Source organism: Streptomyces sp. NPDC048751 (assembly GCF_043198595.1).
GTDB lineage: Bacteria > Actinomycetota > Actinomycetes > Streptomycetales > Streptomycetaceae > Streptomyces.
Genome location: NZ_JBICUX010000007.1, coordinates 231,892 through 251,286, shown reverse-complemented (window position 1 = coordinate 251,286; position 19,395 = coordinate 231,892). Strand labels below are relative to the sequence as shown.

Annotated in this window: 18 protein-coding genes; 8 read left to right on the top strand and 10 right to left on the bottom strand. The window is 72.1% G+C overall.

The window, feature by feature from the left end; genetic code table 11:
* Positions 1-6 precede the first annotated feature (6 nt).
* The 10 genes from ACGFNV_RS23560 to ACGFNV_RS23515 all read right to left on the bottom strand — a co-directional run bounded on the left by ACGFNV_RS23560 (position 7) and on the right by ACGFNV_RS23515 (position 10,073).
* Positions 7-492, bottom strand: a complete 486-nt coding sequence (locus ACGFNV_RS23560) for an SAM-dependent methyltransferase (RefSeq protein WP_393624938.1) — start codon at positions 490-492, stop codon at positions 7-9.
* 30 nt (positions 493-522) lie between these two features.
* Entirely contained in the window at positions 523-1,809 is a 1,287-nt protein-coding gene (locus tag ACGFNV_RS23555; RefSeq protein ID WP_393624937.1) for an acetyl-CoA carboxylase biotin carboxylase subunit family protein, read from the bottom strand.
* A gap of 233 nt (positions 1,810-2,042) precedes the next feature.
* The gene (locus ACGFNV_RS23550; protein ID WP_393624936.1) at positions 2,043-2,792 is read right to left on the bottom strand and encodes a class I SAM-dependent methyltransferase; all 750 of its coding nucleotides are present in this window, start codon (positions 2,790-2,792) and stop codon (positions 2,043-2,045) included.
* Positions 2,793-2,796: 4 nt separating this feature from the next.
* On the bottom strand, positions 2,797-3,834 hold the full coding sequence (locus ACGFNV_RS23545) for an OsmC family protein (RefSeq protein WP_393624935.1): 1,038 nt from the start codon (positions 3,832-3,834) through the stop codon (positions 2,797-2,799).
* Positions 3,828-4,904, bottom strand: coding sequence for a PLP-dependent transferase (locus ACGFNV_RS23540; RefSeq protein WP_393624934.1), 1,077 nt, complete (start codon positions 4,902-4,904; stop codon positions 3,828-3,830). The genes ACGFNV_RS23545 and ACGFNV_RS23540 overlap by 7 nt, the downstream gene beginning before the upstream one ends.
* The gene (locus ACGFNV_RS23535) at positions 4,901-6,373 is read right to left on the bottom strand and encodes a radical SAM protein (RefSeq protein WP_393624933.1); all 1,473 of its coding nucleotides are present in this window, start codon (positions 6,371-6,373) and stop codon (positions 4,901-4,903) included. The genes ACGFNV_RS23540 and ACGFNV_RS23535 overlap by 4 nt, the downstream gene beginning before the upstream one ends.
* A 74-nt stretch (positions 6,374-6,447) precedes the next feature.
* Positions 6,448-6,942, bottom strand: coding sequence for an SAM-dependent methyltransferase (locus ACGFNV_RS23530; RefSeq protein WP_393624932.1), 495 nt, complete (start codon positions 6,940-6,942; stop codon positions 6,448-6,450).
* Entirely contained in the window at positions 6,939-8,018 is a 1,080-nt protein-coding gene (locus ACGFNV_RS23525) for a thioesterase domain-containing protein (RefSeq protein ID WP_393624931.1), read from the bottom strand. The genes ACGFNV_RS23530 and ACGFNV_RS23525 overlap by 4 nt, the downstream gene beginning before the upstream one ends.
* A 64-nt stretch (positions 8,019-8,082) precedes the next feature.
* The gene (locus ACGFNV_RS23520; RefSeq protein WP_393624930.1) at positions 8,083-9,321 is read right to left on the bottom strand and encodes an MFS transporter; all 1,239 of its coding nucleotides are present in this window, start codon (positions 9,319-9,321) and stop codon (positions 8,083-8,085) included.
* Positions 9,318-10,073 carry an alpha/beta fold hydrolase gene (locus ACGFNV_RS23515; protein ID WP_393624929.1) on the bottom strand — a complete coding sequence of 252 codons (756 nt, stop codon included), beginning with the start codon at positions 10,071-10,073 and terminating at the stop codon, positions 9,318-9,320. The genes ACGFNV_RS23520 and ACGFNV_RS23515 overlap by 4 nt, the downstream gene beginning before the upstream one ends.
* Positions 10,074-10,281: 208 nt before the next feature.
* Between ACGFNV_RS23515 and ACGFNV_RS23510 the strand changes: the two genes are divergently transcribed.
* The 8 genes from ACGFNV_RS23510 to ACGFNV_RS23475 all read left to right on the top strand — a co-directional run bounded on the left by ACGFNV_RS23510 (position 10,282) and on the right by ACGFNV_RS23475 (position 19,394).
* On the top strand, positions 10,282-11,796 hold the full coding sequence (locus tag ACGFNV_RS23510; RefSeq protein ID WP_393624928.1) for an amino acid adenylation domain-containing protein: 1,515 nt from the start codon (positions 10,282-10,284) through the stop codon (positions 11,794-11,796).
* A gap of 51 nt (positions 11,797-11,847) precedes the next feature.
* On the top strand, positions 11,848-12,213 hold the full coding sequence (locus ACGFNV_RS23505) for a hypothetical protein (protein ID WP_393624927.1): 366 nt from the start codon (positions 11,848-11,850) through the stop codon (positions 12,211-12,213).
* Between the two features lie 55 nt (positions 12,214-12,268).
* A complete protein-coding gene (gene metK, locus ACGFNV_RS23500) occupies positions 12,269-13,483 on the top strand; it encodes a methionine adenosyltransferase (protein WP_393624926.1) in 1,215 nt (404 codons plus the stop codon).
* A 152-nt stretch (positions 13,484-13,635) separates the two neighbouring features.
* A complete protein-coding gene (locus ACGFNV_RS23495; protein WP_393624925.1) occupies positions 13,636-14,475 on the top strand; it encodes a tryptophan 2,3-dioxygenase family protein in 840 nt (279 codons plus the stop codon).
* Positions 14,468-15,655 (top strand): kynureninase, encoded by a 1,188-nt coding sequence (gene kynU, locus ACGFNV_RS23490; protein ID WP_393624924.1) that lies wholly within the window; start codon positions 14,468-14,470, stop codon positions 15,653-15,655. The genes ACGFNV_RS23495 and kynU overlap by 8 nt, the downstream gene beginning before the upstream one ends.
* Positions 15,656-15,936: 281 nt before the next feature.
* A complete protein-coding gene (locus ACGFNV_RS23485) occupies positions 15,937-16,818 on the top strand; it encodes an alpha/beta hydrolase (protein ID WP_393624923.1) in 882 nt (293 codons plus the stop codon).
* 286 nt (positions 16,819-17,104) lie between these two features.
* Positions 17,105-18,190, top strand: coding sequence for an alpha/beta hydrolase (locus ACGFNV_RS23480; protein WP_393624922.1), 1,086 nt, complete (start codon positions 17,105-17,107; stop codon positions 18,188-18,190).
* On the top strand, positions 18,183-19,394 hold the full coding sequence (locus ACGFNV_RS23475) for an acyltransferase (RefSeq protein WP_393624921.1): 1,212 nt from the start codon (positions 18,183-18,185) through the stop codon (positions 19,392-19,394). The genes ACGFNV_RS23480 and ACGFNV_RS23475 overlap by 8 nt, the downstream gene beginning before the upstream one ends.
* The last annotated feature ends 1 nt before the right edge of the window (position 19,395 follow it).

Genomic DNA, 19,395 nt, shown 5'->3' with positions numbered 1-19,395 from the left:
GTCTCCTCAGTAGTAGTGGCGCATGATTTCGGTGGCCCAGCCCGGCTGGGTGGTGTCGCCGCCCTGGGGGCCGAACTCGCTCATGTACGGCTTGATGTCGAGGACGGGCGTGCCGTCGACGGCGTCGAGGCCCTGGACGTGGAGGTCGAGCCCGTCGGTGCGCAGGAGGCGGCAGCGGGAGACGCCGATGCGGTTGGGGCGGTTCTTGCCGCGCTGGGCGAAGATGCCGACCAACGGCCAGTCGGTGTTGCCGCGCGGGTGGCGGGCACCGGTCTCGATCTTCGCCACGGGGACGCGGTCGAAGTGGTAGACGATCTCCAGGTGGGAGAAGGAGTCCAGGCCGGCCAGCGCGTCCGCGTCGAACTGGTCGGCGTCCAGGCGGATCACGGCCTCGACCTTGCCCCAGTCGTCGTCCTTGACCTCCTCGCGTCCGCCGACCACCCGGCCCACCGGAATCGAGACCACCTCGGCCGAGGCGCTGTTGTCAGACATCTGCCGTGCCTTTCGTCAAAAGATCAATTGTCACGCGGCGCCCGAGCGTACTTCAGGGGCGGCCGTGGCGCCGTACCAGAAGAATTCCATGCGTTCCTGCAACAACCGCAGGATTTCCTGTAGTTGGGCGTGGTCCGCGGCGCTCCCGTACACCACGCCGAGCTGACCGAGGGTGCCCCTGCGCCAGTCGCCGGCCCGGTCGTCGGGCGCGGAGACGTCGACCAGATCGACCCCCGGGATCTCCTCCAGCGTCTCCAGGAGCGAGAGCGGGCCCGGGGACAGCGGGCCGGCGGGCGGGATCGGCATGTACTGGAAGACCACCGTGTCCGGCCCACGGCCCGGCATCGACGGCTCCGGCACGGTGACCGGCAGCCCCAGCGCCATGCGCAGCGCCGCCGCCACCATGTCGTAGCCCGTACGGCGTTGCACGATCTCGGCGACGAACCCGCCGAGCCGCCCGTTGACCTCGATGATCCGCGGCCCGTCGGCGGTGAGCTTGATCTCGGTGTGGGTGACGCCGTGGCGGATGCCGAGGGCGCGCAGCGCCGCCTGTTCGAGGCGTACGACGTCCGCGGCGAGGCCGGCCGGGACCGGCGCGGGCAGGATGTGCCCGGTCTCCCGGAACGGCGGGACGAGCGGCGGCTTCCCGGTGACGGCGACGGTGTGGGGCTCACCCTCGACGACCAGGGACTCCACGGACACGTAGTCGCCCCACCCCGAGCCGGCGAGCCCGGGGTCGCCCCGCAGGTACTCCTCCAGCACGAAGTCCCTGGGCACCGCCCCCTCCGTGAACTCCGCCAGCCGGTCCCGGCACTCCTCGACGGAACCGACCAGGCACGTGTCGACACTGCCCGCGCCGTGGCGCGGCTTGAGCACCGCGGGTGTGCCGGTGACGGCGAGCGCGGCGGCGCATTCGTCGGGGTGCCGCAGCAGGACGCACCTGGTGTCCTGCACGGCGGAAAGCGCCTGTCGCTGGCGGAACTTGTCGGTCAGGGTGTCCACCACCTCGGGGGAGTGGAACCGCAGTCCGCACCGGGCGGCCACCGCCGCGGTGAGCCGCAGCCGGTGCTCGCTGAAGGTGACGACACCGGCCGGGGACAGCCCTGCCGCCAGCCGGCCCACCTCCTCGGCATCGAGCCCCGTGATGTCCACGACCTCGGCGTGCCCCGCGACCTGGCGCAACTCGGCCGCCACCGAAGGGTGTTCCGGCTCGCAGAGGAACACGACCCGGCACAGCCCCCTGGCCGACGACAGGATGCGCAGGGGGCCCGCGGAACCCTGGTCGTGCAGGACCAGGAGCGTGGGAAGCGTGGCCATGGCTGCTGGGGCCTTTCGTTTGGATCAGGTCGCAGGGCAGCGACGGTGCTGTTCGACGCCGGTGAGCGGGGTCTGGTGCGTGCCTCTGCAAGGCGGAGGAGGGAGTCGACGCGATGGGGGTCCGGTCCCTCCCGCGCGAGCGAAGCCGAGCGTGGGGGAGTCGGCGACTGACGACAACGCGGCAGCGGTGCGTGCCAGGCCCCGCGTCTACGGCGTGATCCAGACGACAGGCCCTAGGCGCGTCGGGCGGTGATGTTCAGTCGGACGTAGTCGACGACCGGCTCGGGCAGGCGGGCGGCGACCGAGTGGACGAAGTCCTCGTGGTCGGCCTCCGGGAGGCGGTCCAGGTGGGAGCCGAGGACCACGGTGGCGAGGTAGCTCCACAGCTGCTCACCGGGCTCCAGGCGGGCCGGGTCGGGCAGCAGGTTGACCTCGATGTCGGTGAACCCGGCGTTCCGCAGCCGCTCGGTGGTCTCCTCGACGCCGGCGAAGTACCAGACCTTCTTCTTCTCGTCGGTGGCGCCCAGCACCTCCTCCACGGCCGCGTTGATCAGCGCCACGTTGCCCTGGCCACCGCACTCGGCGACGAACTGGCCGCCCGGCCGCAGGTACTGGGCCAGGTTGTCGAAGAGGGCGGCGTGGTCGGTGATCCAGTGGAACGTGGCCACGCTGGTGATGGCGTCGACCTGGCCGGTGATCGGCAGCGGCTTGGTGAGGTCGGCGTTCACCACCTCGACCCGGTCGAGACGGTCGGCCAGCTTCACCCGGAGCTGGTCGAGCATCCGGCTGGACCCGTCGATCCCGATGACCCGCCCGTCCGGCACCAGGTCCAGCAGCGCGGCCGTGTCACGCCCCGTGCCGCAGCCGGCGTCGAGGACGGTCTCACCGCCCTTGAGGTTCAGCCGGCCGAGGGTGCGCTTGCCCCACTGCTGGTGCGGCAGGGGAAGCGAGTCGTACGTCTTGGCGTCCCATTCACGGGGCATGGTGTTACTCCTTGCTGTCGCTGAGGTCGTTCATGCGTTCACCGTCGAGCACCAGGGTGACGTCGATGCTGTGGGCGTCCCTGACCAGCCGCAGGGCGTCGCCCTCGGCGAGCCACCGGCGCATCGCCGCCACGGGGTCGGCCGCTCCCTCGCCGCCGACCGCCGACGGATCCGCGGGCAGCAGCTGGACCAGGATGTTGCGCAGTCCGGCCGGGGCGTCCTGCGCGGAGTAGGGCCCGCGCAGATCCATGCGCCCCGAGCTGTGCACGGAGACGGGCGGACCGTCCGGGGTGGGCGCGGCCGCGGCCGCGGCCGTGTACCCGAGGGCCTCCGCCGCCAGCGCGGCCAGTACGTACTCCTGGGCGCTGGGCGCGAGATCGGCGCCGAAGAGCTGCTTGGGCTGGTCGGACTCGGCGTGCACCCCGTCCACCTCGGCGAGCACATGGGTGCCCACCTCCCACATCACCCGGGCCGCCCGCCGCCGGTCCGCGGTGAACGGCTCCGTGCCGGCCGGCACGGGACTCCCGGTGAGGTGGACGTCCCGCGCGGTCTGCACGACGGCCCTGATCTCGTTGGGCTCGGCGAGCGTGCGATGGGCGCTGCCCCGCTCACCCGCCGCCGCGACCGCCCGCCGGGCCTGCTCGACGGACACGTCCCCCTCGACACGCACCTCGTACGACAGCCGGGCCGGGCCGCCCGCCGCGAACTCCACGCACGGCTCCACCTCGACCAGGGCCGGGCCGCACCCCTCGCCGGTCAGCCGGGTGACGACGCTGTCCGCGACGGACGCGCCGAGCGCCACCAGCAGGGAGCCGACCGGGTCGAGGCAGTCGTCGCCGGCCGACGAAGTGCAGCGCTGCTCGATGCCGAAGGCCCGCGCGACCCGGGTGGACCCCAGCCGCATCGGCTCGGTGCGCACCCGGCACCGGTCGGGCGAGGTGGGCTGCGCCGCCACGCCGATGTTGAGCTGCGCCTCCCACGAGTCCTCACGGATCTGCTCGGCCAGGGCCTGTCTGGCGCGCAGATCGACGCCGTTCAGCATCGCGCTCCTCCGTTACGGTCGTTCTCCGCGAGGCCGTTCTCCGCGAGGCACGCGTCCAGGGCGCGCCTCAGCCCGCGCAGCAGCGCGTCACAGTCCTCCACGCCCACCGCGAGCCGCACCAACCGCCGTGACACGCCCGCCTCCCGGCGCACCCGTTCGCTCAGGTGGGCGTGGGTGGTGCGGGCGGGCAGCCGGGCCGCCGTGGCGAGGGGTGTGCCGTCGCCGCGGCAGGCGTCCAGCACCGCCGACAGGTCGCGGATCTCGGGCCCGACCTCGAAGGACAGCAGTCCGCCGAAGCCCTCGTGGGTCTCCAGGGCCCAGGGGGACTCGTCGAACGACGGCCGGTGCACGGCCGACACGGCGGGGTGGGCGCGCAGTGCCTCGGCGACGCGTTCGGCGCCGGCGCGCTGCGCTGCGAGGCGCAGGTGCAGGGTGGACAGGGAGCGTTCCAGCAGGTGGGCCGCCCAGCTGTCGACCTCGCCGCCGAAGCGCGCGCACTGCTCCTGGATCCGCGGCAGATACCGGCCGAGGCCCGTCACCAGGGCGGCCCCGACCTCGCCCCAGCCGTCCAGGTAGGGCGAGGTGTCCTCGACGACGACCACGGCACCGGCCTCCAGCGGCCGCAGCTGGGCCGGCGACAGGTTGGTGTTGTCGACGACCAGGAGCAGGTCGTTCATCTGGGCGTGGATGGCGATGTCGTTGAGCGGATACAGCCGCATCAGCGGATCGCTCAGGGACTGGGTGTACACGACCTGCGTCGCGGGCTCCACGGCCGCCGTCACGGCGTCCATGTCGGCGCAGTCGACGAAGGTGACCGTGCGGCCGAGGCCGGTGAGCTCCTCGGTCAGGACGGCACGCAGCGGGTCGCAGGTCTGGTCGGAGGCGACGATGTGGCCGCCCGGGTTGGTCAGGGCGAGCAGGACGGCCGTGGTGGCGGCCACGGGGCCGGGCACCAGCAGCGCCGCCTCGGCCCCGTGCAGGGCCGCGAACGTGTCCTCGACCCTGCGCGCGGCTCCACCGGTGGGGGAGTCGGTGGTGGTCGTCGATGTCGTCGTCTGTCGCACGGTCACCGCCGGCACACGGGCGCGTCGGACAGGCCGATGCGCTGGTGGAAGTAGTGGAAGATGATCTCCTCGTGCAGCGCCTCGCCGTCCAGGGTCGGCTTCAGCGCGGCTCCGTCGTCGACCTTCTCGACCAGTCCGCGCTCCAGCAGCTCGGCGAAGGCGGACGCGAAGGGCTCCATGGTGAGCAGGTCGGCGCCGAAGCGCTGCTTGTAGCGGTCGAGGACGATCGGCTGGTTGGCCTTGAAGTTGAAGCCGAGCGCGGTGCCGATGGCCTTGTGCCCGGACAGGCGCCGGCCGAAGTTGAGCGGCAGTCCCTCGTCGCTCTGCATGAAGGAGACGTACTTGCTGATGTCGGTGATGTTGTGCGTCTGGAGGAACTCCTCCTGGTCGCCGGTCAGCCAGCCGTAGGCGCCGGGACCGTACGCGATCATCGTGTTGTAGTGCTCCCACTTGTTCTTCGACGTCTGCGGGATGTTCCCGCCCTCGTACGTGTCGGGGCGGCTCCACCAGCCGCACGGGCTCGGGTAGTAGCCCTGCTCGAGGAGGACCTCCACGGCCTCCTGGCGCATCGCGTACGTCGAATCCAGGTCGGGGAAGCGGCCCTCGTTGATGAGGCGCTGGCGCACGGCCGGGTTGTTCCAGACCGCCCGGTTGCCGATGCCCATCTCCTCGCGGTCGGCGTTGCGCAGCCGGTAGATGGTGATCGTCGGGACGCCGAGGCCGGTGAGGATCTCCATGTCGCGGCGCACCGACTCGGGGGTCTGGTACGGCAGGCCGAACATCATGTCGACGTTGAACGGGCAGCCGGTCGCGAGGAGGTTCTTCACGGCCTCCAGGGACTGCGCCGAGGAGTGGCGGCGCTTGGTGAAGTCGTTCACCTCGTCCTGCAGCGACTGCACACCGAGGCTGAACCGGTTGAAGCCCAACTCCCGTGCGGTCTCCAGGTGGTGGTGCTGGAAGTTCTCCGGGTTGCCCTCGATGTTGAACTCGATGTTCTCCGACAGCTCGTAGTTCTCCCGCACGTGCCGCACCAGCGGCTCGATGAACTCGGGGCTGTTGAGCAGCAGGGCCGCGGTGCCGCCGCCTATGTAGAACGACTCGATGCGGGCCCGCGGTATCCAGTCGAAGCGGTCGAGGTAGCGGCGGGACTCCTCGATCAGCAGGTCGGACCACAGGCGCAGCGCGGAGTCCTCCTTGCCGCGCGGCACCAGCCGTTTCACGTAGTTGCAGAAGTGACAGATGTAGTTGCACAGCGGGAGGTGGAAGTACAGGTGCGCCGGGTGGCCCGCGCCCGGGAAGGAGCCGTACTCGGCGGCGAGTTCGTCGCTGCTGAGCCGGTCGCCCTCGTTCGACGTGACGTTGATGTTGTACTCGTCGCGCGGGATCTGGAGCTGGGGGTTGCGGTCGAGGAGGCGGCCGAGGTTGAGCTCGAGGTCGACCGGGGTGGCGCCGTTGCCGGTGGTGAGGATGGACATGGTGGGTCTCCTTGGCTGTGGACGGTGCCCCCGTGCCGGCTTGTGGCCGGATGGCGGGGAGGAGGTCGGAAGCGTCAGAAGTAGTAGGCGGACATCGCCTCGTGGAGCCATCCCGGCTCGCGTACGGTCTCCGGGTCCGGCTGGAAGAGCCGCTGGTACGGCTTGACGTCGAGGACCGGGGTGCCCTCCAGCGCGTCGAGGGCACGCACGTGCAGCGTGAGCCCGTCGACGCGGACCAGTTCGCAGCGGGAGACGCCCAGCCGGTTGGGGCGCTCCTTGAGCCGCTGGGCGAGGATGCCCAGGCTCGGGAGGTCGGTGCGGCCCCGGGGGTGGACGGCGCCGGTGACCGTGTCGGACTCGGGGACGAGATGGAAGTGGAAGACCACTTCGAGGTGCGAGAACTCCTCCAGACCGGTCACGGCCTCGGGCTCCAGCACGGCGGGGTCCAGCTCGATGAGCGAGGTGACCTGTCCCCAGTGGTCGTGCTGGGGGACGGTGCGCGGGGAGCGTACGACCCCGATCGGCCGGAAGCCGTAGGTGGCGGGGGTGTTCGCGTCGCCCGTGCTCACGAGGCCACGCTGTTCACCAGGTCGAGCTGCTCCCGCAGCCGACGGCCCAGGACCTCGACCTGGCCGGGCTCGACCATCGTGAAGTGGTCGCCCGGTACGTCGCAGACCACCGCGCGGGCGGCGACCTCGCCCCAGCCCAGGTCCTCGGGGAGCGTGCCGTCCTCCATGGAGCGGTCCATCACCCGGAAGACGGTGACCGTGCCGTCGTAGGGCTTGATCCGGTACGCGGCGAGGGCGTCGAGGTTGAACCCGTACATGTCGATCATGCGGCGCAGCCGGTCGGCGTCGAAGTCGGCCGGCATCGTGCCCGCGGCGACGGCGCGCCGCACCAACTCCGCCGCCCGGGTCTCCGGGTCGAGGCCGCGCAGCCAGTCGATGTCCACCTCCAGCTTGAGTCCTCGCCACAGCAGGGCCCGCAGGGCGAAGTCCGGGTCGCCGCTGGGCTCGACGGTGATGCGGGTGTCGAGCAGCCCGACCAGTCCGACGCGCTCACCGCGTTCCCTGAGCCGGCGGGCGGTCTCGTAGGCGAGGAGGCCGCCCATGGAGTAGCCGATCAGGTTCCACTCGGCGCCCTCCGGGTGGACCGCGGTCATCTGCTCGATGAAGGCCTCGGAGATCTCCTCGATCGAGGCGAGCGGCTCCTCGCCCGGCAGCAGCCCGACCGACTGCACGGCCCAGAACGGCTGGTCGAGGCCCATGGCACGGGCGATGGGCGGGTACAGCAGCACCGTGCCGGACACCGGCGGCAGCGCGTAGACCGGGCTGCCGCCCGAGCCGGCCTGGATCCGCACCAACTGGCCCGAACGGTCTGCCGTCCCGCGGCGGACGATCTCGGCGAGCTCCGCGACGGTCGCCGCGGACAGCAGGTCGGCGGCGGTGAGATCGACCTGGAAGAGCCTGCGCACCTCCACGGTCAGCTTGATGGCGAGCAGCGAGTGACCGCCCAGCGAGAAGAAGTCGTCGTGAATGCCGACGTCACTGCGGTTGAGCAACTTGCGCCACACATCGCACAGTTGGAGTTCCACCCCGTCGCGGCCGACGCCGCTCGACGGCACGGTGGATTCCCGGTTGACCATCGTCTTCCCCCATCAGGTGGTGTCGTACGGACCCTGGTGTCGGTCCGGGATCGTCGAACCGCCCTCAGCCGGCGGTGAGCGGGGCCGGATCGGCCTCGGCCACGCCTGCCTGCCGGCTCCGCGCCCAGCGCACGGCCGGTGCCATCGCCAGCCCGCCCGCGAGGAACACCGCGCCGAGCACCAGCCAGCCGGGCGTGCCCCAGTCGATGAGCAGCAGGGTCAGCGAGACCGGTCCGAACATCTGGACCGCGGCGATCCCGGTGTTGAACAGGCCCTGGTACTGGCCCTGTTTGTCGGCGGGCGCGAGTTCGTAGCCGATCAGCCAGGAGCCCGCCGACTGCACCATCTCGCCGTAGACGTGCAGCGCCGCGGCCACCACCAGCACCGCCGTCGCCGTCACCGCGCCGCGGCCGGCCGACAGGGCGAAGGCCGCGCAGGAGGCCAGCAGGACCACGCCCGCCACCCGGAAGGCACGGACGGCCGGTTCCAGGGCGTCGATCTTCTTGGTGACCGGCACCTGCAACGCGACGACCGCGAGGGTGTTGAACAGCAGCAGCGCGGCGGTCAGCGAGTGCGGGGCGTCGGTGTGCAGCGAGATCCAGAGCGGGAGGATCACCTCCAGGATCGGGATGTGCAGCAGCATCACCATGTTGATCAGGGCGAGGACCGCGTACGGGGTGTCGCGCAGCACCGCGAGCCGCGGCTCACCCGGAGCACGGTCCGGCGACGGCGGCACGGCGGGCAGCCGCAGGAACAGCAGGCCGCACACCACGAAGCTCAACGCGTTTCCGGCGAACGTCAGTTGATAGGCCGTCCTGGAGTCCCACAGCAGGGCCAGACCGCCCAGCGCGGCTCCCGCCGACACACCCACGTTGGTGACCACGCGGATCTTGGCCCGGACCCGCACCAGGCTCTCCCCGCTCAGCACGGCCGGGATCAGCGCCTGCCGCGCCGCGTGCGCGCCCCGCTCGAACAGCGCGTACAGGAAGGCGATGACGACGAACAGGGCGTACGAGTCGGTCGTGAGGTACGCGGCGGTGGCGAGGCCGGCCAGCGCCAGCAGCGCCGCCGAGGTGCCGCGCGGGCCCTTGCGGTCGGCGAGGTGACCGAGGGGGACTCCGGCGAAGAGGCCCGCGATTCCGGCGATGCTGAGGCCGAGGCCGAGCTGGGCCGGTGAGAAACCCACGATCCGGACGAAGTAGAGCGCGGAACACGTCAGGAAGACGCCGTTTCCGAGGGCGTTGGCGAGCTGCCCCAGCACGAGGGTGCGCGCCGGCCCCTGCTCGATGAAGGAGGCTTTCATGAGGTTTCTTTCTCCTCGCGGACCGTGTCCCGATAGAAATCGCGCATCGCTGAAGTGATCTCGTCGGTATTGCCGAGGCAGTCGGCGTGGGAGCCCTTGATGAATTCCATGCGGAAGGACGCGCTGTTTCTGCGTGAGAGGCGTTCCCGTTCGTCGGCCAGGATGTTCCGGCTGTCGGCCGCCGCCAGGACCAGGACGGGAATTCCCAGCCGCTCCAGCAGATCGGGAAGGTGTCCGAAGTCGTAGGTCCAGCGCAGCAGACTCCCCTCGGCCCACTCGTCCGCCACGTGCAGGTCGGGATGCGCGTCGAAGGACTGGTCGATCACCACCAGGCTGCGTACCCGGGAGGCGGCCCAGGTGACCGCCGAGACGGCCGCCACCAGCCCGCCGTACGAGTAGCCGACCAGGTGCAGGTCGCCGGGCAGCGCGTCGCCGAAGCGGTGCAGGTCGGCGGCGAAGTCCAGCACCGAATAGCCCCAGTCGGGCTTGTGGCTGTCGCCGTGGGCGCGCAGGGAGGGGTGGACGGCCACCGAGCCCTCGGGGCACAGCGCGTCGCCGACCGGCCGCAACTGCCCCTTGTCGCCGCCGAAGCCGTGCAGCAGCAGCATGCTTCCCGGCGCCCCGCCGGCGCCGGGCAGGCCGGGGACGACGTCGTGGTCCAGCAGTTCGATGCTGCTGTCGTGTCCCTCGAGAAGTGGTCGGGGAAGAAGTGGTCCGGGAAGAATTCTTGCTTCCTGTGGGAAGGCCCTCATCGGAAAACCCCTTCGAGATACGGCGACCGCGGCCCCAGTAAGATTCACGACCGATTGGCCGGAAAGTCAACGTCGGCCCCCGTCCCCGGAACCGGGTACGTGACACCACGTATGAGGGGCCCGTATATCTGGGTTGAGGGCTGCCGCGCTTTCCGTCGCCCGGTCTTCTTCCGCACCTTCTTCCACCGGCAGAACTGGAGGGCCTTCCATGGGGGACGAGCTCATACACCAGGCCGTCGCGCACCGGGCCCGTACGGCGCCCGACGCGCTCGCGGTGGTGGACGGCGACCTCCGCCTCGACTACGCCACGCTCGACGCCACGGCGGACGACTGGGCCCGCCTGCTAGCGGCGTCCGGCGCCGGACCGGGCACGCTGATCCCCGTCCTCCTGCCGCGATCCGCCCGCCTGTACGTCGCGCTGCTCGCGGTGCTCAAGTGCGGCGCCGGTTACGCGGCCCTCGACCCCAGGTGGCCGCGGGAGCGGATCGACGGCGTGCTGGAGCAGTTGGACGCTCCCGTGCTGGTGACGGACGGGGAAGAGCCGCTCTGGGGGCAGCCGTTGTGGCGGCCCCCGGCGGACCTCACACCGCGAAGCGACCCGGGCGACGAGGACGACGAGGAGTTCGGGGCGTACGAGGGCCCGGCGGACGCGCCCGCCGCGGTCTTCTTCACCTCCGGCACCAGCGGCACCCCCAAGGGCGTGGTGTCACCGCACGCGGCCACCACCCGCCTGTTCACCCCGGACGGGCCCCTCGCCTTCGGCCCGGGCACCGTCATGCTCCAGGCCGCACCCGCCGCCTGGGACGCCTTCTCCCTCGAACTGTGGGGCATGCTCACCACCGGCGGCACCTGCGTCACCGCCCGGGAGGACTACCTCCTCCCCGACACCCTGCGCCACCTGATCGACGCCCACGGGGTGAACACCGCCTGGCTGACCGCCTCCCTCTTCAACCTGTTCACCGAGATCGACCCGGACTGCTTCCAGGGCCTGCGCCGCCTCTGCATCGGCGGCGAGAAACTCTCGACCACGCACGTCGGCGAGTTCCTCGGCCGCCACCCCGGCATCCGGCTGCTCAACGGGTACGGGCCGGTGGAGAGCTGCGTGTTCGCCACGGTCCATCCCATCACCGCCCGGGACTGCGAGGGGCGGTACGGCGTACCCATCGGCCGCGAGGTCCCCGGCACGGAGGTGCACGTCCTGGACGACGACGGCCGGACCTGCCCACCGGGCGTGGTGGGCGAGCTGTGCGTCAGCGGGGCCGGTCTGGCACGGGGATACCTCGGCGACCCGGCGCTGACGGCCGCCCGCTTCCCGGAGGGCGTGTCCGGGGGACCGGGCGTGCGCCTCTACCGGACCGGCGACCGCGGCCTCCGCGACACCGACGGCGTCCTCCACTTCACCGGACGCACCGACCGCCAGGTGAAGATCCGCGGCTACCGCATCGAGCCCGAGGAGATCGAGGCCCACGCGACGGGCCTGCCCGGGATCACCCACTGCGTGGCCGTCCCCGTGCCCGGAGAACTCGGCAACTACGACCGGCTCGCGCTGTTCTACACCTCCGCCGACGACGACACCGAGGACCCCTCGGTGCTGCGCCGCTCCCTCGGCCGGCTGCTGCCCGCCCACGCCGTGCCGGACGTCGTCCGACGGGTGGACCGGCTCCCGGTCACCGCCAACGGCAAGGTCGACCGCGCCGAGCTGCTGGCGCTGCTCCCGGCCTGAACCCTTTCGCGTCGGTCGGCAAGAACCCGTACCCCAGAGAGGCGCTGCCCCATGCCCGTCATCACCCTCATGTCGCCCGACCCGAGCCCCGGCGCCCCCGTACTGGCCCAGCTCGCCAAGGCGGTCACCGGACTGCTCGGCATCCAGCCCGAGCACTGCTGGGTGACCTGGCAGCGGCTCGACCCCGACGCGGCGCACCGCGCCGAGTGGCGGCGCCCGTCCGGCCCGTACGCCCCGATCGGCTTCGTCACCTGCAAGGAGAGCTATCCGCGGGAGACCGTGGGCAGCCTGCTGCGGCTGCTGCGCGACGAGCTGAGCGCCCTGCTGAACGTGCCGGCCGCGGAGGTCTACCTCGCGGTGCGGCGGGCGGTGGCGGGCGAGCTGCTGGTGCGGGGAGACGTCTGGGCGGGGGACTGACAGAGGCCGTACAGAGGCCGTACATCATTTCGCGCCGCTACCACTGAGGAGATTCGTGTCCCGTCGCCTGTTCACTTCGGAGTCCGTGACCGAAGGCCACCCCGACAAGATCGCCGACCAGATCAGCGACACCATTCTCGACGCCCTGCTCAAGGAGGACCCGTCGTCCCGGGTCGCCGTGGAGACCCTCGTCACCACCGGTCTGGTGCACGTCGCGGGCGAGGTGACGACGACCGCGTACGCCCCCATCGCCGCCCTGGTGCGCGGCAAGATCCTCGAGATCGGCTACGACAGCTCCCTCAAGGGCTTCGACGGCACCTCGTGCGGGGTCTCCGTGTCCATCGGCGCGCAGTCGCCGGACATCGCACAGGGTGTGGACAGCGCGTACGAGGCACGGACGGCTCAGGCCGCCGACGGGCAGGCGGAGACCGACGAGCTGGACCGGCAGGGCGCCGGCGACCAGGGGCTGATGTTCGGCTACGCCTGCGACGAGACACCCGAGCTGATGCCGCTGCCGATCACCCTGGCCCACCGGCTGGCCCGCCGGCTCGCCGAGGTGCGCAGGGACGGCACGCTTCCCTACCTGCGGCCCGACGGGAAGACGCAGGTCACCATCGAGTACGACGGCGACCGCCCGGTCCGCCTGGACACCGTCGTCGTCTCCACCCAGCACGCCGCCGACACCGACACCGACTCGACCCTCGTACCGGACATCCACGAGTGCGTGGTGGAGCCCGAACTGGCCCACCTCGACATCGACACCGAGGGCTACCGGCTGCTCGTCAACCCCACCGGACGCTTCGAGATCGGCGGCCCGATGGGCGACGCGGGCCTGACCGGCCGGAAGATCATCATCGACACGTACGGCGGCATGGCCCGCCACGGCGGCGGCGCCTTCTCCGGCAAGGACCCGTCCAAGGTGGACCGCAGCGCCGCGTACGCCATGCGCTGGGTCGCGAAGAACATCGTCGCGGCCGGGCTCGCCCGCCGCGCCGAGGTCCAGGTCGCCTACGCCATCGGCAAGGCCGAGCCGGTCGGCCTCTTCGTCGAGACCTTCGGCACGGAGACCGTGCCCGTCGCGCGCATCCAGGACGCGGTGACCAAGGTCTTCGACCTCCGCCCGGCCGCCATCATCCGCGACCTGGACCTGCTGCGCCCGATCTACGCCCAGACCGCCGCGTACGGCCACTTCGGACGTGAGCTGCCCGACTTCACCTGGGAGCGCACGGACCGCGCGGAACTGCTGCGGGCGGCGGCCGGAGCCGCCTGAGGACCTTCGCGCTGGGGGCCCGTCTGCTGATCGGAGCAGACGGGCCTTGCGCTGAGGGGGCCCGATGCGCAAGATGCGGGTGGGGACCGGGGCCCCCGTGTCGGTAACGGCAGGGGCGGACCGCTACCCGGAGTACACAACAGGAGACAGCGATGTCCCACGAGGCTCAGCACACCCAGGAGCCCGAGACCCCGCATCTCGACTTCCAAGGCACCACGCCGTACGAGGACTACGTCAAGGCGGACGTGCTCACCCACCTCCAGCACACCCTCTCCGACGACCCCGGAGAGATGGTCTTCCTGGTCACGACCCAGGTGATGGAGCTGTGGTTCACGGTCATCGTCCACGAGTGGGAGACCGCGGCGAGCGCCCTGCGCTCCGACGACGTGCCGGTCGCGATCGACGCGCTGAAGCGTTCCGTACGGGAGCTGGAGGCCCTCAACGCCTCCTGGAAGCCGCTCGGCCAGCTCACCCCCGCCCAGTTCAACGCGTACCGCAACGCGCTGGGGGAGGGCTCCGGCTTCCAGTCGGCGATGTACCGCCGCATGGAGTTCCTCCTCGGCGACAAGTCCGCGTCCATGCTCGTCCCGCACCGGGGCGCCCCCCGCGTCCACGCGGAACTGGAGAAGGCGCTGCACGAGCCGAGCCTGTACGACGAGGTGCTGCGGTTCCTCGCCCGGCGCGGGCACGCCGTCCCGGCCTCGGCCCTGGAGCGCGACCTCTCACAGCGCTACGAGCCCTCCGCCGAGGTCGAGGCGGTGTGGACGCAGATCTACTCGGGCGACGGCGCCGACGAGGTCGCCCGCCTCGGCGAGGCGTTGACCGATGTCGCCGAGCTGGTGTGGCGCTGGCGCAACGACCACCTTGTCGCCACCCGCCGCGCGATGGGCGCGAAGCCCGGCACGGGTGGCTCGGCCGGGGTGGCCTGGCTGGAGCGGCGCGCCCAGAAGAACGTGTTCCCCGAGCTGTGGACGGCGCGGTCCTATGTCTGAACTCGCGTCGACAGCAGAGAAGTTGGACGCGGCGGACGAGCTCGCCGCCAAGCGCGCCGAGTTCGTCCTCGACGACGTGGTCTACCTCGACGGCAACTCGCTGGGCGCCCTGCCCGCGAGTGTGCCGGGGCGGATGGCGGACGTCGTCCACCGCCAGTGGGGCGGGCTGCGCATCCGCTCCTGGGACGAGAGCGGCTGGTGGACCGCGCCCGAGCGGATCGGCGACCGCATCGCGCCGCTGGTCGGCGCGGCGGCAGGCCAGATCGTGGTGGGCGACTCGACCAGTGTGAACGTGTTCAAGGCACTTGTGGCGGCCGTACGGCTGGCCGGGGACGACCGGGACGAAATCCTGGTCGACGCGACGACCTTCCCCACGGACGGGTACATGGCCGAGTCGGCGGCCCGGATGACGGGCCGCACACTGCGCCCGGTGACGCCGGGGGAGGTGCCGGGCGCCCTCTCGTCGCGTACGGCCGCGGTACTCCTCAACCACGTGGACTACCGCACCGGCCGCCTGCACGACCTGCCGTCCCTCACGGCCGCGATGCACGAGGCGGGCGCCGTCGCGGTCTGGGACCTGTGCCACAGCGCGGGCGCGCTGCCGGTCGGGCTCGACGAACACGGGGTGGACCTGGCGGTCGGCTGCACCTACAAGTACCTCAACGGAGGCCCCGGTTCACCGGCGTACCTCTACGTCCGACAGGACCTCCAGGACCGCTTCGACTCCCCCCTGCCGGGCTGGACCTCCCACGCCGAGCCCTTCGGCATGCGCCCCGCCTACGAGCCGGCTTCCGGTGCGTCGCGTGGCCGCGTCGGCACGCCCGACATCCTCTCCATGCTCGCCCTGGAAGCGGCCCTGGAGGTGTGGGACGACGTCACGATCGAGTCGGTCCGCACGAAGTCCCTCGCCCTGACGGACTTCTTCCTCCGCGCCGTGACGGAGTACGCCCCCACGGGCCGCGTCGAGTCACTGACTCCGGTGCGTCACGAGGAGCGGGGCAGCCAGGTCGCCCTGCGCTGCGACGACGCGGGCGACGTCATGAAGCGGCTCATCGAGCGGGGAGTGGTGGGGGACTTCCGCCACCCGGATGTACTGCGGTTCGGCTTCACGCCGCTGTACGTGGGGTTCACGGATGTGGAAAGGGCGGCGAGGGTGCTGGGGGAGGTGCTGGGCTCCTAGCCTGCGGGCAGTCGAGCCGCAGGGCGATGGGGGTCCCCCCGCTCGAGCGAAGCCGAGAGTGGGGGAGGGTGGGCGCAGGCGGCACCCCGCGAGCGCGGGCAAGCGCCCCGCCGCCTGTGCCGCCCAGCCGTGCCGCTCCACGTGCCGCCCTCACCGAGCGTCACATCCGAGTGCCCGCGCACGTCACCCGCCTGGTACCGTCCCCGCCAACGGCCGAATCCCCTCCCTCGTCCGCCACACCCGTACCATCGAAGTCCGTTTCACCGCTGAGAGGTTGGAGCATGCCGGACGACGTCGCAGCTGCCAGGGCCGCCGCCGAAGAGGAGTCGGCCTTCTCGCACCCGGCGGTCGACCCCGACACCACCGCCCCTTACGGCGACCACCCCGACCAGGTGATCGACTTCTACGCCCCCCGCACCGAGGCCGGTCCGGGCGGCCCCGCCCCCCTGGTCGTCGTCCTGCACGGCGGCGCCTGGCGGGCCCCGTACGACCGCCGCCACATCACCCCGTTCGCGGACTTCCTGGCCCGCCACGGCTTCGCCGTGGCCAACGTGGAGTACCGGCGCGGGGGCGATTCAGCGGGGGCGTCGGAGCCGGTCGCCGGTCGCTGGCCGGACACCTTCGACGACGTGGCGGCCGCCCTGGACGCGCTGCCCGGCCTCGTCCGGCAGGCTCTCCCGCAGGCCGACCCGCGCCGCACCGTCCTCACCGGCCACTCGGCCGGCGGCCACCTCGCCCTGTGGGCCGCGGCCCGCCATGTCCTGCCCGCCGACGCCCCCTGGCGCACCGGGGGTCCGGCCCTGCTGCGGGGCGTGGTCGCACTCGCCCCGATCGCCGACCTCGCGGTCGCCGACAAGCTGGACGTCTGCGGAGGGGCGGCCCGCCAGTTGCTGGGCGGCGACGAGACCGTGTTCGCGGAGCGCCGCGCGTACGCCGACCCGGCGCTGCTGCTGCCGACCGGCATCGCGACGACCCTGGTCCAGGGCCGCGCGGACGTGGACGTACCGTTCGCCGTCGCCGACGCGTACGCGGAGGCGGCGGCGAAGGCCGGCGAAGTGGTGGGCCTGACGCTGCTGGAGGACGTCGGCCACTTCCCCCTGATCGACCCGGCGGCCGACGCGTGCGCGGTGGTGGTGGAGGAGATCGCACAGCTGGCCTGGTGAGACGCGACCTCGTCATCGCCCCCCGGTCGTACCCGTAGTACCTGAGAGCTACTTCGCAGTTGAGTTCCCTGGCGTGACGCGGACGACACCCACGTCTCCGTAACTTCCCCTCCAGACGCACCCGATGAACGGGCGGACGGATGGGGAGGGCGGGGCTGTGGGGGTTGGGAAAGGTAACAACTGGTTTAGCCGCGGGCAGTCGTGCCGCTGGGGCGATGGGGGTCCCCCCGCTCGAGCGAAGCCGAGAGTGGGGGAGGGTGGGCGCAGCGGCACTCGGCAAGCGCCGGTGAGCGACACCCCCACGAACCGCCACCGCAAGTGGCGCCGAGCCACCCTCGCCGCCCTCATCACCGCCGCCCTGGTACTCCCCCTCTCCGCCGCCGCGCACCCAGAGATCCCCGCCCCGCCCCCCGCCGACCTCGCTCCGCCGACGGCGGCCACGCTCGAAGAGGCGTACGCGGCCAACCGGGCCAACGCCGCCGAGGCGTCCCGTATGGCGGCCGCCCACGGCGACCACGACCGTGCCGAGGCGGACCGGGCCATGGCGGCCCCCTCCCGCGACTTCCTCACCTTCGACGGCCGAGGCCCCGGCCTGGCCACGGAGGTGCTGGGCGACCTCGTCCACGCCGACCGGGTGGCCGTCCTCGTCCCCGGCTCCGACACCTCGCTCGACACCTACGGCCGCTTCCGCGCGACGGCGACCGCCCTGCGCGCGCGACTGACCCGACAGGCCCCCGCGGGCACCGGCATCGCGGTCGTCGCCTGGCTCGGCTACCGGACACCGGGCACGATCAGCGCGACGGTCACGACCACCGACCGGGCCGAACAAGCCGCCCCACACCTGCGGGAGTTCATCCACACCCTGCGCGGCATCGTCGGCGACAAGGCGAGCATCTCCCTCCTCTGCCACTCCTACGGCTCGGTCGTCTGCGGCAGAGCAGCCGAGGACGCCGGAGTCGCCGAAGCCACCCAAGCCGCCAGAGCCACCCAAGCCGCCGGAGACGCCAAAGCCGCCGGAGACGCCCAAGCCGCCGAAGCGGCGGAAGCCCCCGAGAACCTCGACGTCGACGACATCGCCCTCATCGGCAGCCCCGGCACCGGCGCCGACTCCGCCGCGGCCCTGCGCACCCGCGCCCGCGTCTGGGCGGCCCGCGGCGCCGACGACTGGGTGCGGGAGGTCCCGCATGTGAAGGCCGACCTGTTCGGCACGACCGTCGGCTTCGGCACCGACCCGGTCTCCCCGGCGTTCGGCGCCCGCGTCTTCGCCGCCGGCGACGGCGGCCACAGCGACTACTTCAGACCGGGCTCGGTCTCCCTGGCCAACCTCGCCCGGATCGTCCTCGGCGACACCTCGGAGGTGACCCGTGCCTGAGACCACCCTGCGCCGCTTCCACACCGGCATACGACAGGGCGCCGACCGGGTCGCCACCGCCACCCCCGCCGACCGGGACCGCGCGGTCGACGCCCTGCGCGCCTTCGCGATCCTCGGTGTCGTCCTCGGCCACTGGCTGGTGACCGCCCTGGTCGCGGACGGCGGCACGCTGCACACCGCGAGCCCGCTGCGGCACATGCCCTGGCTGGCCCCGATCTCCTGGGTCTTCCAGACGCTCGCCGTGTTCTTCCTGGTGGGCGGTCATGTGGCCACCAAGGGCTACACCTCGGCCCGCGCCCGCGGCACGACGTACGGCGTGTGGCTGACCGCCCGCCTGTCCCGGCTGTTCAGACCGGTGGCGGCCGTCCTCACCCTGTGGACGGTGGCCGCGCTCGCACTCCTCGTCGACGGCGTCGAGTTCGAAACGGTCCGCGCCCTGGTCAAGTTGGCGCTGTCGCCCCTGTGGTTCCTGCTGGTCTTCGCCGCGCTGACGGCCGCGACCCCGCTGCTGACCAAGCTCAACCCGCTCTGGCCGCTGGCCGTCGTCGTCCACGTGGACCTGCTGCGTTTCGGCCTCGGCGGCCCGTCCTGGCTCGGCTGGGTGAACCTGGCCGCGGGCTGGCTGGTGCCCTACACCCTGGGCGCCGCCTGGACACGGGGCGAACTGGACCGCCGTCGCGCCGCCTGGCTGCTGCTCGCAGGCGGTACGGCGATGACGACGGCGCTCGTCGTAGGCGCGGGCTACCCCGCGTCTATGGTCGGGGTCCCGGGCGCCGGGACCTCCAACCTCAACCCGCCGACGCTGGCCGCCGTCACGTTCGGCCTGGCCCAGTGCGGCCTCGCCCTGCTGCTGCGCGACCGACTGGGCCGAGCCCTGCGCCGACCGGTGGCCTGGGCGGCGGTGGCACTCGTCAACCTCTCGGCGATGACCGTCTTCCTCTGGCACCAGACCGCCCTCATGGCCACCACGGCCACGGGACTCCTCGCCGGCCGGCTCCCCGGTCTGCACACCGTCCCCGACAACCTGGCCTGGGTGTGGGCCCGCCTCGCGTGGCTGCCGGTCTTCGCCCTGGTCCTCGCGGTGTGCTGGGCGGCGTTCCGCCATCACGAGCAGGGCGGGCGCGGGCGCACCGAGCGTCCACGCCGCTCGCGGGTGGTCCGTGTGCACCGGACGTCGGAACGGGCGGGCGCGCGACATGTGTGAG

What these genes read in the sequence shown, in the direction of transcription:
- ACGFNV_RS23510 (WP_393624928.1), top strand. Translation starts at nt 10,282, where the DNA reads ATGGGGGACGAGCTCATACACCAGGCCGTCGCGCACCGGGCCCGTACG.
- kynU (WP_393624924.1), top strand. Translation starts at nt 14,468, where the DNA reads ATGTCTGAACTCGCGTCGACAGCAGAGAAGTTGGACGCGGCGGACGAG.
- ACGFNV_RS23515 (WP_393624929.1), bottom strand. Translation starts at nt 10,073, where the DNA reads ATGAGGGCCTTCCCACAGGAAGCAAGAATTCTTCCCGGACCACTTCTT.
- ACGFNV_RS23485 (WP_393624923.1), top strand. Translation starts at nt 15,937, where the DNA reads ATGCCGGACGACGTCGCAGCTGCCAGGGCCGCCGCCGAAGAGGAGTCG.
- ACGFNV_RS23545 (WP_393624935.1), bottom strand. Translation starts at nt 3,834, where the DNA reads ATGCTGAACGGCGTCGATCTGCGCGCCAGACAGGCCCTGGCCGAGCAG.
- ACGFNV_RS23550 (WP_393624936.1), bottom strand. Translation starts at nt 2,792, where the DNA reads ATGCCCCGTGAATGGGACGCCAAGACGTACGACTCGCTTCCCCTGCCG.
- ACGFNV_RS23525 (WP_393624931.1), bottom strand. Translation starts at nt 8,018, where the DNA reads ATGGTCAACCGGGAATCCACCGTGCCGTCGAGCGGCGTCGGCCGCGAC.
- ACGFNV_RS23520 (WP_393624930.1), bottom strand. Translation starts at nt 9,321, where the DNA reads ATGAAAGCCTCCTTCATCGAGCAGGGGCCGGCGCGCACCCTCGTGCTG.
- ACGFNV_RS23555 (WP_393624937.1), bottom strand. Translation starts at nt 1,809, where the DNA reads ATGGCCACGCTTCCCACGCTCCTGGTCCTGCACGACCAGGGTTCCGCG.
- ACGFNV_RS23505 (WP_393624927.1), top strand. Translation starts at nt 11,848, where the DNA reads ATGCCCGTCATCACCCTCATGTCGCCCGACCCGAGCCCCGGCGCCCCC.
- ACGFNV_RS23535 (WP_393624933.1), bottom strand. Translation starts at nt 6,373, where the DNA reads ATGTCCATCCTCACCACCGGCAACGGCGCCACCCCGGTCGACCTCGAG.
- ACGFNV_RS23495 (WP_393624925.1), top strand. Translation starts at nt 13,636, where the DNA reads ATGTCCCACGAGGCTCAGCACACCCAGGAGCCCGAGACCCCGCATCTC.
- ACGFNV_RS23560 (WP_393624938.1), bottom strand. Translation starts at nt 492, where the DNA reads ATGTCTGACAACAGCGCCTCGGCCGAGGTGGTCTCGATTCCGGTGGGC.